This is a genomic window from Pseudodesulfovibrio aespoeensis Aspo-2 (genome assembly GCF_000176915.2).
Classification (GTDB): domain Bacteria; phylum Desulfobacterota; class Desulfovibrionia; order Desulfovibrionales; family Desulfovibrionaceae; genus Pseudodesulfovibrio; species Pseudodesulfovibrio aespoeensis.
Map to the genome: position 1 here is coordinate 1,705,095 of NC_014844.1, position 14,902 is coordinate 1,719,996.

At 62.7% G+C, this 14,902-nt stretch carries 15 protein-coding genes; 7 read left to right on the top strand and 8 right to left on the bottom strand.

From position 1 onward, the window contains the following. Nucleotides 1-14: 14 nt before the first annotated feature. The 5 genes from DAES_RS07670 (at nt 15) to secF (ending at nt 5,065) form a co-directional block, all read left to right on the top strand. Nucleotides 15-1,112, top strand: a complete 1,098-nt coding sequence (locus DAES_RS07670) for a class II glutamine amidotransferase (RefSeq protein ID WP_013514468.1) — start codon at nt 15-17, stop codon at nt 1,110-1,112. A 1-nt stretch (nt 1,113) separates the two neighbouring features. Then, a complete protein-coding gene (locus DAES_RS07675) occupies nt 1,114-1,872 on the top strand; it encodes a GltB/FmdC/FwdC-like GXGXG domain-containing protein (protein ID WP_013514469.1) in 759 nt (252 codons plus the stop codon). Nucleotides 1,873-1,917: 45 nt separating this feature from the next. Continuing rightward, nucleotides 1,918-2,268, top strand: coding sequence for a preprotein translocase subunit YajC (gene yajC / locus DAES_RS07680; protein ID WP_013514470.1), 351 nt, complete (start codon nt 1,918-1,920; stop codon nt 2,266-2,268). A 124-nt stretch (nt 2,269-2,392) separates the two neighbouring features. Continuing rightward, nucleotides 2,393-3,988, top strand: coding sequence for a protein translocase subunit SecD (gene secD, locus DAES_RS07685; protein WP_013514471.1), 1,596 nt, complete (start codon nt 2,393-2,395; stop codon nt 3,986-3,988). 9 nt (nt 3,989-3,997) lie between these two features. Then, on the top strand, nt 3,998-5,065 hold the full coding sequence (gene secF / locus DAES_RS07690; protein WP_013514472.1) for a protein translocase subunit SecF: 1,068 nt from the start codon (nt 3,998-4,000) through the stop codon (nt 5,063-5,065). A gap of 166 nt (nt 5,066-5,231) precedes the next feature. Here the strand turns inward: secF and DAES_RS07695 are convergent, their stop codons facing one another. The 6 genes from DAES_RS07695 to DAES_RS07720 form a co-directional block, all read right to left on the bottom strand. After that, a complete protein-coding gene (locus DAES_RS07695) occupies nt 5,232-5,900 on the bottom strand; it encodes an adenylate kinase (protein WP_013514473.1) in 669 nt (222 codons plus the stop codon). A gap of 96 nt (nt 5,901-5,996) precedes the next feature. Next, complete coding sequence (gene tilS / locus DAES_RS07700) at nt 5,997-7,007, bottom strand: tRNA lysidine(34) synthetase TilS (protein WP_013514474.1); 1,011 nt, start codon at nt 7,005-7,007, stop codon at nt 5,997-5,999. A 10-nt stretch (nt 7,008-7,017) separates the two neighbouring features. Further along, a complete protein-coding gene (locus tag DAES_RS07705) occupies nt 7,018-7,368 on the bottom strand; it encodes a hypothetical protein (RefSeq protein WP_322785283.1) in 351 nt (116 codons plus the stop codon). Next, nucleotides 7,365-8,738 carry a glutamyl-tRNA reductase gene (gene hemA / locus DAES_RS07710; RefSeq protein ID WP_013514476.1) on the bottom strand — a complete coding sequence of 458 codons (1,374 nt, stop codon included), beginning with the start codon at nt 8,736-8,738 and terminating at the stop codon, nt 7,365-7,367. Before hemA ends, DAES_RS07705 begins: the two co-directional genes overlap by 4 nt. Beyond that, nucleotides 8,735-9,547, bottom strand: coding sequence for a cytochrome c biogenesis protein CcsA (gene ccsA / locus DAES_RS07715; protein WP_013514477.1), 813 nt, complete (start codon nt 9,545-9,547; stop codon nt 8,735-8,737). The genes hemA and ccsA overlap by 4 nt, the downstream gene beginning before the upstream one ends. Next, nucleotides 9,534-10,211 (bottom strand): precorrin-2 dehydrogenase/sirohydrochlorin ferrochelatase family protein, encoded by a 678-nt coding sequence (locus DAES_RS07720; protein WP_013514478.1) that lies wholly within the window; start codon nt 10,209-10,211, stop codon nt 9,534-9,536. Before DAES_RS07720 ends, ccsA begins: the two co-directional genes overlap by 14 nt. Nucleotides 10,212-10,315: 104 nt before the next feature. On the opposite strand from DAES_RS07720, the gene DAES_RS07725 reads away from it, so the two are divergent. Continuing rightward, a complete protein-coding gene (locus DAES_RS07725) occupies nt 10,316-11,581 on the top strand; it encodes a glycosyltransferase family 9 protein (protein WP_013514479.1) in 1,266 nt (421 codons plus the stop codon). A gap of 1 nt (nt 11,582) precedes the next feature. Continuing rightward, entirely contained in the window at nt 11,583-12,851 is a 1,269-nt protein-coding gene (locus DAES_RS07730; protein ID WP_013514480.1) for a CgeB family protein, read from the top strand. Between the two features lie 78 nt (nt 12,852-12,929). On the opposite strand, the gene DAES_RS07735 is transcribed toward DAES_RS07730, so the two are convergent. Beyond that, nucleotides 12,930-14,153 (bottom strand): replication-associated recombination protein A, encoded by a 1,224-nt coding sequence (locus tag DAES_RS07735; protein ID WP_013514481.1) that lies wholly within the window; start codon nt 14,151-14,153, stop codon nt 12,930-12,932. After that, complete coding sequence (locus DAES_RS07740) at nt 14,150-14,890, bottom strand: RsmE family RNA methyltransferase (RefSeq protein WP_013514482.1); 741 nt, start codon at nt 14,888-14,890, stop codon at nt 14,150-14,152. Before DAES_RS07740 ends, DAES_RS07735 begins: the two co-directional genes overlap by 4 nt. Nucleotides 14,891-14,902 lie beyond the last annotated feature (12 nt).

Sequence of the window (14,902 nt, forward strand, 5' to 3'; positions counted from 1 at the left end):
CATGGAGAGAGAGAATGAAAGCGCCTGAACGGTATCATGATTTTCAAAAGGATATTTCCGGTTGCGGGATATTCGGCGTCATCCACAAGAAGCGCGGCCTGATCCCGGGCCAGATGCCCATCGCGGCCATGACCTGCATGCATGACCGTGGCAACGGCCTGGGTGGGGGGTTCGCGGCCTACGGCATCTACCCGGAACACGACGACAAGTACTGCTTCCACATGATGTGCGACGGCGAGGCGGCCATCGAGGGGTCGGAGAAGCTGTTGCGCGCCTATTTCGACCTGCACCACTTCGAGCCGATCCCCACGCGCCGGGTGCTTTCCATCCCCAGGCCGCCGAGATTCAATCGCTATTTCGTGACCGTGCCCGAAAAGCCGGTCAACGAGTTCTCCGAACTGGCCGAGGAGGACTATGTGGTGGCCGTGGTCATGAAGATCAACACCTCTGTTGGGGGCGCGTTCGTCGTCTCCAGCGGCAAGAACATGGGCGCGTTCAAGGGTGTTGGCTTTCCCGAGGACATCGCCGACTTCTTCCGCCTGGAGGAATACAGCGCCTACATCTGGACCGGCCACAACCGTTTCCCCACCAACACTCCGGGCTGGTGGGGCGGGGCGCATCCCTTCACCATCCTCAACTGGTCCATCGTCCACAACGGCGAGATATCGTCCTACGGCATCAACCGCCGCTACCTGTGCGAGCACGACTACCTGTGCACCATGATGACCGACACCGAGGTGGTGGCCTACGAACTGGACATGCTCATCCGCAAGCACGGGCTCTCCTGGGAGATGGCCGCCAAGTGCTTTGCCCCGCCTTTCTGGGACGAGATGGAGCGCATGGACGCGGACGACAGGGAGTTGTACACCGCGCTGCGCGCCACCTACGGCCCGGCCATGCTCAACGGTCCCTTTGCCATCCTCGTGGCCGACAACACCCGGCTCATGGGTCTCAACGACCGCATCAAGCTGCGGCCCCTGCTGGTGGCCGAAAAAGATGACATGGTCTTCATGTCCAGCGAGGAATCCGCCGTGCGCGAAGTGTGTCCCGAGCTGGACAGGGTCTGGATGCCCAAGGCGGGCGAACCGGTTATCGTGGATCTGGAGGGCTAGCATGACCAAGAGAAAGCAGAAGACCCTGGTGGCGGGCCGCACCTACTACAAGCAGTTCAACGAGGAGATACGCGCCCTGGTTCGCGAGGGCGTCACGGATTTCGTCATCAAGGAGTGCAACGGCCAGCGCTATCTGGCCACGGCCCTTGAAGGCGACCTCACCTTCGACATATACGGCGTGCCGGGTCAGGATCTGGCCGCCTTCATGCGCGGTCCCAAGATCCGCATCCGCAACAACGCCCAGGACGGTGTGGGCAACACCATGGACGGCGGGCGCATCATCATCGAGGGCCTCGCGGGCGATGTCATCGGCTACGCCATGCGCGGAGGCGAGATATTCATCAAGGGCGATGTCGGCTACCGGGTGGGCATCCACATGAAGGCCTACCTCGACCACCAGCCGAAAATCGTGGTGGGCGGCAAGGCCGGCGACTTTCTCGGAGAATATATGGCTGGCGGAATTATTTTGCTCTTGGGCATGTTTTCTGATAAGCCTGATGCGCCTGTTGCCGGACGGAGTCTGGGAACGGGCATGCACGGCGGCGTGATCTATGTCCGCGGCGAGGTGCCCGAACATCAGCTCGGACCCGGCCTGCACGCGCAGCCCGTGGACTCCGAAGACCTGAAGGTCATCGGGGCCTTGGTCGAGGATTACGCCAGGGAATTGAAGCTGGACAGCAAGGAAATAATGAGCGAGAACTTCGTCAAAATTCGTCCGTTTTCGCATCGGCCTTACGGGAACCTCTACGTTCCCTGCTAAACGCTTCGAGACTGTAAAAACCCTTATCCCTGTCTGGGAGGAACCATGTTCTTCGATTCCATAGCCTACGCGATGGCGCCGCCCTCTGGCGGCGGAGAGTCCGGCGGTCTCGGCGGCATCCTCGGCGGCCCGCTGCCGATGCTCGTCCTGATGTTCGCCATTTTCTACTTCCTGCTCATCCGCCCGCAGCAGAAAAAGCAAAAGCTGCACAAGGCCATGCTCGACGCCCTCAGAAAGGGCGACAAGGTGTGGACCAATGGTGGCATTCTCGGCGTCATCGTCGATATCGACGGCGACAATCTCACCATTGAGATCGCCGCTGGTGTCAATGTCGTGATCAAGCGCGGTTTCGTCGCCGACAAAGACGGCGCTTCCGCAGCAGACAACAAGAAGTAGGCTTGACAGCCGGTAGTCTGGACTTCCGTGCGGACCGGACCACGAGACAAGTGGCCCGGTCCGCGCTTGTGTTTGACCGTGCGTCCCGCACCGGCTGCAACGTGTTCGCATCAAGGGAGTTTTCATGCAGAGTCTGCGCCTTAGAATCCTCGCAACCCTGGTCGTCCTGATCCTTGGACTGGCCTACATGCTGCCGTCCATCCCCGGCGTGAAAGAGTCGCCGCTGGGCGCGCTGCTGCCCGGCAACTCGGTCAGCCTCGGCCTCGACCTCAAGGGCGGTATCCACCTGACGCTTGGCGTCGACATGGACACCGCCATGCACAACAATCTTTCCCGCCTGGGTGACGATCTCAAGGCCGCAGCCGCCGAGGAGGGCATTTTCATCCTCCGGCCCACGGTGATCTCCTCATCCCGCCTGGAACTGGTGCTGCTCAAAGGCGACCAAAAGGCCGGTTTCGACACGGTGATCGACAGGTTCAGCCCGTTCAGCGTCGAGGACACCCAGGTCCTTGGCGACGGCAAGATCAAGTATGTCCTTTCGATACCGGCGCAGTATCGCGACGAGTTGACCAAGCTGACCATGGATCAGGCCATCAAGACCATCCGCAACCGCATCGACCAGTTCGGCGTGGCCGAGCCGGACATCCGCAAGCAGCAGGGCGACCGCATCCAGATCCAGTTGCCCGGCCTGCAGGACCCGGAGCGCGCCATCAACATCATCGGCCAGACCGCCCACCTCGAATTCAAGATGGTGGACGACACGGCTGACCTGGACAAGGCCAAGAGCGGCATCCTCGCCCCTGGCCGCGAGCTTTCGACCCTGGTCACCACCCATGCGGGAGGCGGGCAGACCGAGGCTCCCATCGTGCTCAAGAAGGATGCCGTGCTTACCGGCGAATACATCACCGACGCCAAGGTGCAGCTCGACACCTGGAACCAGCCCTACGTTTCGATCACCTTCAACGCGCGCGGCGGCACCATCTTCGCCAACCTGACCGGCGAAAACGTCAACAAGCGCATGGCCATCGTCCTGGACGGCAAGGTCTATTCGGCTCCCGTCATCCAGGAGAAGATCAGCGGCGGCAAGGCGTCCATCACCGGCAATTTCACCCGGGAAGAGGCGCGTGACCTGGCTGTGGTCCTGCGCGCCGGTTCGCTGCCCGCGCCGGTCGTCATCCTGGAACAACGCACGGTCGGACCCTCCCTGGGGCAGGAATCCATCGACAAGGGCATCATGTCCGCCCTGGTGGGCATGGGCCTGATACTCGTCTTCATGGTCGTCTACTACGGCTTTGCCGGAGTCGTGGCCGATCTGGTCCTGTGCCTGAACATCATGCTGATCATGAGCGGCCTGGCCCTGTTCGGTGCGACTCTGACCCTGCCGGGCATCGCGGGCATCATCCTGACCATCGGCATGGCCGTGGACGCCAACGTCATCATCTACGAGCGCATCCGCGAGGAACTGCGGCGCGGGCTGACCGTCCGGGCGGCCATCGAGGAAGGGTACAGCCGCGCCACCCTGACCATCATGGACGCCAACGTGACCACCATCATCGCGGCGGTCATCCTCTACCAGTTCGGCACCGGACCGGTACGGGGCTTTGCCGTCACCCTGACGCTTGGCATCATCTCCTCGATGTTCACCGCCATCTTCGTGTCGCGCATCCTGTTCGACCTGTACACAAAAAGCGGCTCCCAAAGCGCCAAGCTGAACATTTAAGGGGACGATATGGGACTTCAATTAATCAAACCCGATACCCGGATCGACTTCATCGGTTTCAGGAAGATCGCCTTCATCCTTTCCGCCGTGGTCCTGCTTGCCGGCCTGGGCTCGCTGCTCATCAAGGGCGGCCCCCAATACGGCATCGACTTCGCAGGCGGCATGATCGTCCAGGTCAAGGTGGACAAGACCATCGAGGTGAGCGCCCTCAAGGCCGCCCTTGAAGAGACGGGCCTGCCGGGACTGGTCGTCCAGTCCTTGGGCATGGAGGACGACCACGAATACCTCATCAGGACTTCCAGCTCGGAAGTGTCCTCCAAGGAGGTGCGCACACTGGTCTCAAGCGCTCTGACCAGCCATCTCAGCGGCGTGGCCTTCGACATCCAGCGCCTGGAGATGGTCGGCCCCAAGGTGGGCGCAGACCTGCGCTCCAAGGCCCTTGAGGCGCTGTTCTTCGCCGTCCTGGTCATCGCGGTCTACATCTCGGGCCGCTTCGAGCAGCGGTGGACCGTGGCCGCCATCATGGCTGCGGCGCTGGGCGGCGGCATCTACGCCATCGGCCTGTTGGGGCTGAACATGGGCTGGCTGATCATCGCGGCCATGGTCATGACCATCGGCCTGTGCTGGTACCTCAAGCTCAACTACGCCCTGGGGGCCGTGGTCGCGCTCATCCACGATGTGGCCATCACCATCGGCATCTTCTCCATCCTGGACAAGGAGTTCGACCTGACCATCATCGCCGCGCTCCTGACCATCATCGGCTACTCGCTCAACGACACCATCATCGTCTTTGACCGCATCCGTGAAAACACCAATGCGCAAAAAGACACCAGACGGTTCAAGTCGATCATCAACCAGAGCATCAACCAGACCCTCTCGCGGACCATCATGACCTCGCTGACCACACTTCTGGTGGTGGCCTGCCTGTTCGTGCTGGGCGGCAGCGTCATCCACGACTTCGCCCTGGCCCTGCTCATCGGCATCGGGGTCGGCACCTATTCCTCCATCTTCGTGGCCAGCCCCATCCTTCTGGGCTTTGGCCCCTCGGTGGTAGGCGATACGGAAACCGACGCCTAAGCAAGGTAATCAGACTCGCAAGACAGCAGGGGAAGGGCCACGGCCCTTCCCCTTTTCATTGGGCATCCGGGGATTGACTGCGGCCAGTGCAGCCTGGAAATCGCGCATGAAAAAGCCCCTGCGGCACATGACCGCAGGGGCTGATAACGTCAGTATTGCCGGAAGACTAGACGAGCTGGCTCATCAGGTAGTCCTTGATGGCGGTGATGGAATCCTCGCCATTGAGCTCGATGTACTTGAAGCCGCCGTTCTTCATGTTCTTGTAGAAGTTGCAGGCGGCCATGGTGCCGGTCTTCTCATCGTAGTAGATGTCGTGGCGCTGATCGATGGCGGCTGCATCCTGATCGTCCTGGCGGGCGGAGAGGGCGCCGCCGCAGACACGGCACTTGTCGCCGTCAGGGGCGATGACCGGGATGCCGACGTTGTTGGGGTGGTTGGGATTGTTTTCACACAGACGGCGGCCCATGATCCGGGCCTTGGCGATGTCGCGGGGCAGCTTGATCTCGATGACGTAGTCCAGCTTCTCTCCGCTTTTCTGCAGGGATTCCCACAGTTTTTCACCCTGGACCAGAGAACGGGGGAAACCGTCGAGCAACCAGCCGTTCTTGTCGGAGTTGGCCAGGACATCGAGAACCATGGGAATGGTGATGTCATCAGGAACCAGTTCACCCTTGTTGATGAATGCCTTGGCCTTCAGGCCCAGCTCGGTTCCGCCGCCGATATGCTTGCGGAAGATGGCACCGGACTCGATGTGATCCAGACCGTACTTGTCCCTGGCCAGGGTGCCCTGGGTGCCTTTGCCGGAGCCGTTGGGGCCGAAAATCAGAATATTCATGCAAACTCCTCCTGGTGATAAAAAAAGCAATGCCGCACTGGCAGCAAACACATTGTGCAAAAGATCACATGCTCTTATACCGCACATCCGAGGAAGTCAATGCCTGGGGGAGAAAACCACCCCGGAACCGGTGACTGTGGCTGTCTTTTCACCGGGAAACTGGAAGGTCGCTCCGATGCGCCGGTCCTGCCACGCCCTGTCGAGCCCAAAAAGGGTGTCGGCCAGGGCCTGCCCCGGACCGAGGCTGTCCAGGGCCGCCTTGTAGAGGCGCAAGCGCAGGGCGCGGTGCGCTCCGGCCAGGGTGGCGTCTAAGAGCGTGGTTCCCGCGGTTGCGGTCTGGGCGTCCCAGTAGTCGCGGTCAGCGCTGCCGACCCGCCACAGACGGGCCACGGCATCGAGAAAGTTCGGATTCTCCTGCAACAGCAGGGGCATGACCGTGGACCGGATGCGGTTCCTGGCCCAGCGCGGATCGCTGTTGGTCGCGTCCTCGCGCCAGGACACGCCAAGGGCGGTCAGGAGCCCGGTCAGGGTCGATTTCGGGGTCAGGAGCAGGGGGCGCAGCAGTCGACGGCCATCGTCCCGACCGACCATGCCGGAGAGTCCGGGCCAGGCCGTGCCCCTGGACAGACGCAGGAGCAGGTCCTCGCCCAGATCGTCCAGATGATGCCCCAGAGCGATAAAGTGGGCCTCGTGCTGCGCCAGAACATCGGCAAACAGGGTATAGCGGGCCTCACGCCCAGCCTCCTCCAAGCCCATGCCACGGGATGCGGCCAGGGCGGCCACATCCGCCTCGCGGGCCACGCAGGGCACGCCCAGCGACTCGCACAGGGACGCGGCCCAGCGGGCGTCGTCGTCGGCCTCAGGCCGCAATCGGTGGTTCAGATGGGCGGCCACGACGCGCCCGCCGTTCTTGACGGCCAGCCAGTGCAGGCACAGGAGCAGGGCAGTGGAGTCCGCGCCGCCGGACAGGCCCACGGCCAGCGTTTTGCCGGTCATGTCAAGGGCGAGGTCGTCGCTGATGAATCGCTCGATGCCAAGGCAGAAGTGTGCCCATTTGGGAGGCAGATTCTGCAGGGAACGCGGCATGGCGGGGAACGCACCGGTCATGTCGGCCATCTCAGACGGAGATCTCAAGCTCCTCGATGAACTGGTCGAGGTATTCGATCATGTGTTTGCGCTGGGACGCTGTGGCGTAGCAGACGCAGGAGCAGCGGATCTTCTTCCTGCCGCGCACCAGCAGCTCGAGCTTGAGCTGGTTGCCAGCCGCATGGCGCAGGGTCTCAAGGGCCATGAAATAGGGGCCGCATTCCTCCAGGTGGTCGCGCTGTTCGGGCTGGAGCAGTTCCGCGGGCAGGGGGAGGTAGTAGATGTCGTCGAGCAGGCTCTTGAAGTCCAGCTCGTTGAAGGCGGCAACGATCTTGTCGTAATCGTCGTCGTAGAGGTCTTGGATGAGATAGGTGCGCATCATTGTTCCTTGGTCTTTGAGGCGTCGATGAGCCGGTCGATGTCTTCAGGGGCGCAGCCACAGTTCTTGCGGTCCAGGTGGGCGTCGGGCGGCACGGTCTCGTCGTCGAGATTGAACATGCGCCGGGCCATGTCAATGAACTGATCCGCCGACCCCTCTTCCTGGGTGCGCCGCTTGAGAAAACAGATGGGCTCGTGCAGCGCCTTGCGGCCCACGGAAAGAACAAGCGTTTCCAGTGAGTTCCGGGTGGTCTCGTCCACCGGGCCGATCTTCTTGAGGGTCTTGGCCAGCTCGCGCAGGGCGATGTCCTCGCTGCGGTCCACGAGATCGACGATGGTCGGCTGGAGCGCCAGGGAATTGAGCCAGTTGCCGAACACTTTGGTCTCGGCCTCGACCACGGCCCTGGCCTTGACCGCCTCGCCCTGGCGCTGGGCCATGTTTTCCTCGACCACTTCCTTGAGGTCGTCAATGTCGTAGAGGTAGACGTTGTCCAGGTTGTTGACATCCGGGTCGATGTCGCGCGGCACGGCGATGTCGATGAAGAACATCGGCTTGTTCTTGCGCTTCTTGAGAATCGCCTTGACTTCCCTGGCCTTGATCACAGCCACGGGCGAGCCGGTGGAGCTGATGACGATGTCCACCTCGTGCAAATGGTCGTACATCTGCTCGATCTGGATGGGCTGGCCGCCCATGGTCGAGGCCAGCTCCCTGGCCCGGCCCAGGGTGCGGTTGGCGATGATGATGTCGCGCACGCCGTTCTGGAGCAGGTGGGTGGCGGCCAGCTCGGCCATTTCGCCCGCGCCCACGAGCATGGCGCGGGTGCCGTCCAGGGCGCCAAAAATCTTCTTGGCAAGCTCCACCGCCGCATAGCTGATGGAGACCGCGCTCGAGGCGATGGCCGTCTCGGTGCGCACCCGTTTGGCCACGGAAAAAGACTTGTGCAACAGCCGGTTGATGATGGTCCGGGCCGCCCCCTTGTCCACGGCGTTGCGGTAGGAGTCCTTGAGCTGGCCCAGTATCTGCGGCTCGCCCATGACCATGGAATCCAGGCTGCTGGCCACGGTGAACAGATGCTCCACGGCCTCGAGATCGACATACTGGTAGGTGTTTTCCACCAGCAGGTCCGGCGATCCCTTGCAGATGCCCGCCCAGTAATTGATCACGGCGTCCAGGGCCTCGCGCTCGGACACGCGTTTGACCACGGCCACGATCTCCACCCGGTTGCAGGTGGAGAGCGCCATGCATTCGGCGAGCGGACAGTGGGCCATGAGCCCGGCCTCGAAGTTTTCCACATTGGTGAGGGCGAATTTCTCGCGCACATCGACCCCGGCGGTCCGGTGGTTCAGGCCGACAAGGATGATCTTTCCGTTCATGGCACGGCCCTGAAGGTGATGGTGTGATGAATGAGGGAGACGCACATGCCCGCAAACACCCATATGGCGAGGATGGCGGGCTTGCGCCCCCGCCAGCCGAGAACCACTCGTTGGTGGAAGAGGAAGGCGAACAGAAACCAGACTGCAAATGAGCCGATCTTCATGATATCCCAGGCGAATGGGCGTTTGGCGTCGATCAGGTACCAGAAATAGGTGGAGAACAGCCCCAGGGTGAAGAGGGGGAACCCGATGGTCACAGCCAGCCGGTTGACTGCGTCGAACTTGTCCAGCGACGGGATGCCCTGGCCCATGCTCGACAATCCGGCCTTGGTCTTGAGCTTGCGGTTGTAGTAGATGAAGGCGACAGCCGCGCCAAAGGCCATGATCAACACGCCCAGGGTCAGGATCAGGGTGCCGATGTGCAGGCCGAAGAAGAGCATGGTCAGCTCCGGCGGCATGACCACCCGGATGCCGCCCAGGGCCAGGGAGGCCACATACAGGAGCAGGGCCAGGGGCAGGGCGGTGATGGCCAGGAATTCGAGCCGCAGCCGCCACCAGAGGAAGAAATAAACGGCCAGCACGCACCACGCCAGGATGTTGAAATAGAACGTGCCCGAGCTCAGGGCCAAGGGATCGCCGGTCAGGGCCAGGGAGAGGTCCGCCGTGTTCAGGGTGAACCCGGCCACGGCCAGCCACACGGCAAGGGTCTTGAGCCTGTCGTTGCCCGCGCACACGCCGGTCAGGAAAAGAACCGTGCCCAGCGCATAGAAGGCAATTATGAGGATGTGCAGAATGTCAAACAAGCCCATCAAGCAGCTCCGGGATGTTGGCGTGCAATGGTTGGGGCAATGATTCTTTAAGTATTTCCGAGGCAGCGTCAAGGTCTCTGGCCTTGATCCGGGCCAGAAGATCGGAGTTGACCAGCGAGCGCAGCACCGCGGTGTTTTCCGGCGTGGTCATGCCAAGCCCGAGCACCAGCGGTCTGATGCGGCCCATGAGCGTGAGCAGGCCCGCGTATTCGTCGCCAAAGCTCTCCTGCAATTCCTTGCGGATGCGCTTGGCCATGGCTGGGCTGCGGCCCGCCGTGGAGATGGCTACCGTCAAATCGCCGCGCTTGACCGTGGCCGGGACGATGAAGCTGCACTTCTCTGGCTGGTCCACGATGTTGCACAGGATGGCGCGCTCGGCGCAGAGGGTGCTGATGCGCCAGTTGACCTCCTCGCTGGAGGTGCAGGCGATGACCAGGAACTTGCCGTCCAGGTCGGTGTCGCGAAACTCCCGGCACTGGAAGGAGACGTGGTCCTGGGCCAGCAGCGAGGCCATCTCCGGGTCGGCGGGGCGGGTGTCGATGATGGTCACCGTGCCCGCGCCAGAGTCGATCAGGGACTGGATCTTGCGCTTGCCGACCTCGCCCGCGCCCACCACGAGGCACCCCTTGTTCTCCAGGTTCACGAAAATGGGATAGTATCGCATGCGCCTTGATACCCAAAGCAGGGCCACATGTAAAATGCCAATTGCCCGGTTCTTGCAATATCCTCCGGGAATAGGCTAGGGAATTGACACCAACACGACAGCCAATGAAACACCATCTCGTCATACAACTGGCCCGGTTCGGGGACCTCATCCAGACCAAGCGGCTCCTGGCGACCCTGTGCGCCCGGCCCGACAGCCGCGTCCACCTCTGCCTCGACCGCTCCCTTGAGCCGCTGGCCCGGCTGGTCTTCCCGGATGTGGTTCTGCATCCGGTCACGGCCCACGGCACCGGGCTAAACGGCCACGAGGCCGTGCGCGCCATGCTGACGGACAACCGGCGCGCCTTTGCCGGTCTGCGCGCCGTCAGCTTCGAGCGGGTCTACAATCTCAATTTTTCCGGGCTCAATTTTCGGCTGGCTGCGCTGTTCGATCCCGACACGGTGGAGGGCTACGCCTGGCAGGATGGTCAGGAGCTGATTTCCCTGTGGCCGTCCATGGCCATGCGCTGGTCGGATCAGAGAAGATTCTCCATCAATCTCGTCGATTTCTGGGCCGGGTACTGCCCGGACATGCTCGCGCCGGAGCGGGTCAATCCGTCTGCCCAGTCCAAAGGCAACGGCCTGGGCGTGGTCCTGGCGGGCCGTGAGTCGCGCCGCTCGCTGCCGGTGGAGATCCTGGCGCGCATGGTCGCCACCACGGCCCAGGCCCGCAAGGCGCCCCATGTCCACCTGCTGGGCGGTGCGGGCGAGCACGGGGCAGGGCAGGCAGTCATGAAGCTGCTGCCCCCCGCAGTGCAGGCGCGCACGCGAAATCTGGCGGGCGCGACCAACTGGGCCGACCTCGTGGAGATCGTCGGCTCCCTCGATCTGCTTCTGACGCCGGATACCGGCACCATGCATCTGGCGGCCCATTTGGGCACGCCGGTCCACGCCTTTTTCCTGTCCTCGGCCTGGTGCTTCGAGACCGGGCCGTACGGCGCGGGGCACACGGTCCATCAGGCCGTGGCTCCCTGCCTGCCGTGCCTTGAGACCCGGCCCTGCGACAACGGCGTCGCCTGCCTGGGCGCATTTGCAGACCCCGGCTACCAGCGGTTCATGACCACGCGCAAGGCCGAGCACATGCCCAGTGGCATGATCGCCTACGAATCCCGCTTCGACGCCCTGGGCCAAACCTTTCACCCCGTGGCGGGCATGGACCCGGACTCGGAGCAGCGGGCCAGATTCCGCCAGTTCATCCTGGCGCATCTGAGCGGTGATCCTGACAGTATCGTTGAAAAAATGACCGACATGGACGCGCTCCTGGCCCAGCGCATCTACCGTGAACGCGATTGGATCACCCGCGACCCCAGCGGATCAATCACAGGACCATAGCATGAAGAACCTGCGCATTCTCGTTGTCCTGCCCCTGTACGGCGGCTCCCTGCCCATAGGCCGATACGTGGCCACGGCCCTGAAAGACCTGGGCCACCTCGTTGAGGTCTTCGAGGCCCCGGAGTTCAACGCGGCCTACGACGCGCTCAAGAAGCTGCGGGTGACCACGGACCGGCTCGACTACCTCCAGAACTCCTTTCTCAACGTCATCAGCCAGTCGATCCTGGCCAAGGTGGAGACCTTTGAGCCGGATCTGGTTCTGGCCATGGCCCAGGCGCCGCTCAACCATCAGGCCCTCAAGCGGCTGCGGCGCGACGGCGTGACCACGGCCATGTGGTTTGTGGAGGATCACCGCCTCTTCACCTACTGGAAATCCTTTGCCCCGTTCTACGATATCTTCGCCGTCATCCAGAAGGAGCCTTTCCTGAGCGATCTAAAGGGCATAGGCCAGCCAAACGGGTTGTATCTGCCCCTGGCCGCGCTGCCCGGCTTCCACCACCCCATGGAGCTGACGCCCATGGAACGGCGAAAGTTCGGCTCGGACATCTCCTTCATGGGCGCGGGCTACCCCAACCGGCGCGTTGCCTTCCGCGAGCTGGTCAGCCGCGATTTCAAGCTCTGGGGCACGGACTGGGACGGCGACCATGTCCTTGAACCCCTGGTCCAGATGCAGGGCGCGCGCGTCTCGCCGGAAGAGTGCGTCAAGATATTCAATGCCACGCGCATCAACCTGAACCTGCATTCAAGCATCCAGGCCGAGGAGCTGGTCACCCTGGGCGATTTCGTCAACCCGCGCACCTTCGAGCTGGCGGCCTGCGGCGCGTTCCAACTGGTGGACCAACGCACCCTTCTTGAAGAAGCCTTTGCCGACGACGAGCTGGCGACCTTCACGTCAATGGCTGAACTGCTTGAAAAGATAGACTATTACCTGGAGAGACCCGAGGAGTGCCAAGCCATTGCCGGGCGCGCCAGGGCGCGGGCGCTCAAGGACCACACCTACCATGCGCGTCTGGAGACGCTCCTCGACTTCACTGCCAGGCGCATTCCGGGCTGGCCCAGGGGCAGGGAGGCCAGCGTGCTCGACGCCGATTTCCCGCCTGAATTGCGGGACGAGCTGCGCGGCCTGCTGGCCCGGCTCGGCCTGTCCGAGAGCGTGCCCTTCAAGGATCTGGTCTGGAGCCTGCGCCAACAGCAGGGTGCGCTGTCCGACCTGGACACGGCCATCCTCTTCCTGGACGAATGGCAAAAACTCTACGCCAAACGCACCTGACCGATTCCTCAAGTGACACATGAACAAAAGGGTTCGCACCATATGGGTGCGAACCCTTTCTTCTTGTCATTCAACGGATTAGGATTTGCGTTTGAACTGCTTGAGCCAGGCGAGCAGCCGGGGTTCCTCGCCCTGATCCTTGGGATGGTAGAATTTGCGCCCGCGCAGTTCGTTGGGCAGGTAGTCCTGGTCAGCCCAGGCCTTGGGGAAATTGTGCGGGTAGAGGTAACCCCGGCCATAGCCCCATTCGCGTTGCAGCGAGGTGGTGGCGTTGCGCAGGTGGAGCGGAACAGGCTTGGGTCCGTTCTCGCGGACCTCTTTCTGGGCCGTGCGGTAGGCGGCGTAGGTGGCGTTGCTCTTGGGAGCCAGGGCCAGATACACGGTGGTCTCGGCCATGGGGATGAATCCTTCGGGCATGCCGATGGCCTCCACGGCCTGATGACAGGCCAGGGCCAGGGGCAGGGCCTGCGGGTCGCCCAGGCCGACATCCTCCGAGGCCGAGATGATCAGGCGGCGGGTGACAAAGCGCGGGTCCTCACCGCTCTCCAGCAGGCAGGCCAGATAGTACAGGGCCGCATCCGGATCGCTGCCCCGGATGGACTTGATCAGGGCCGAGGCCAGCTCGTAGTGGGAATCGCTGTCGCGGTCGCCCCGGACCACGATCTCGGGCAGGGATTCGCGCAGCACCTCAACCGAACGTTTGTCCTTGGGCAGTTCGGCGGTGTATTCGATGAGATTGAGCAATGTCCTGGCGTCGCCACCGGCCATGGAAGCGAGCAGGGCGTAACTCTCCTCTTCCAGCTCCAGGCTGAGCGCCTCGGTTCCGCGATGGGCCACGCTGATCAGCTCCTCGCGGTTCAGGGTGCGCAACCGGAGCACATGGAGCCGGGAGAGCAACTGCCGGGTGACGCTGAAGGACGGGTTTTCGGTGGTGGTGGCGAGCAGGGTGATCTCGCCGGACTCCAGGATGGGCAGAAAGAAATCCTGCTGCGCCTTGGAAAAACGGTGCAACTCGTCGAGGATGAGGATGTCGTGGCCGGGCAGCTGCTTTCTGAGGGCGGTCAGTCCGGCCTCGGGCGCGCTGAGACGCAGGCTCTTCTTGCCCGTCAGCCGGGCCAGGAGCATGGCCAGGGTGGATTTTCCGCAGCCGGGCGGACCGAAGAGGAGCAGGCTCGGCAGCCGCTTGGACTTGGTAAAGGCCTCGATGCGGTTGCGGATGTGCCCCTGCCCCACAAACTCATCAAGGGATTTCGGCCTGATCCTGTCGGCAAGAGGTTGTGATTCTTCGATTTCAAGTTTCATTTGTCGCCTTGTCTCGCGAACCAGCCGAGGCTGAGACAATAGGTTGCAGCGGTCTCCCAGCGCAGGATGCTCTGGCCAAGGGTCACCGGGACGAATCCGCCCTCAAGCAACGCCAGGGCCTCGTCATGCTCAAGCCCGCCTTCGGGACCAATGACGATGAGGCTTGTGCCACAGGAAAGATCAGCCGGGGTGAGCGGCCTGTCGGCCTCGTCCGATTCCCAGGCAACATAGCATCTGTCAAAGCCGCGCGCAAAGTCGAGCAGACCCCCCAGCCCGGCGGGCAGGACCGTGATGGTCGGAAGGAGCGGATTGCCGCATTGCTTGGCAGCCTGGACGCACTTGTCGCGCCAGCTCTCCTTGGGCGTGTCGGGCATCTGCCCCTGGCTGCGGGCGGCAGACCAGAAGGCCACGCCAAGACCTTGAAGCTCCACCAGTTTTTCAAAGAGGTAGTCACGCCGCTTGGACTTTCCCCAGCCGATGGCCAGGGTCACGCCCGTGTCCTGCGCCGGGTGGCTCTCAAGGCTCACGGCTTCGAGCAGGGCGGTGTTCCTGTCGGTCTTTTGGACCTTGAACAGGCCGACGCGGCCCAGGCCGTCAAAGAGGCGGACTATCTGGTCGGGCGCGGTCCGCAGCACGGCCAGCATGTGGTGCGCCTCAGCCCCGGAGAAACGCACGGTTTCGCCCACTGCCGAAGGCCAGCCCTGTGCCGGATGATGGAATGAATTGAGCCGTGCCATGGGTGATCCCCA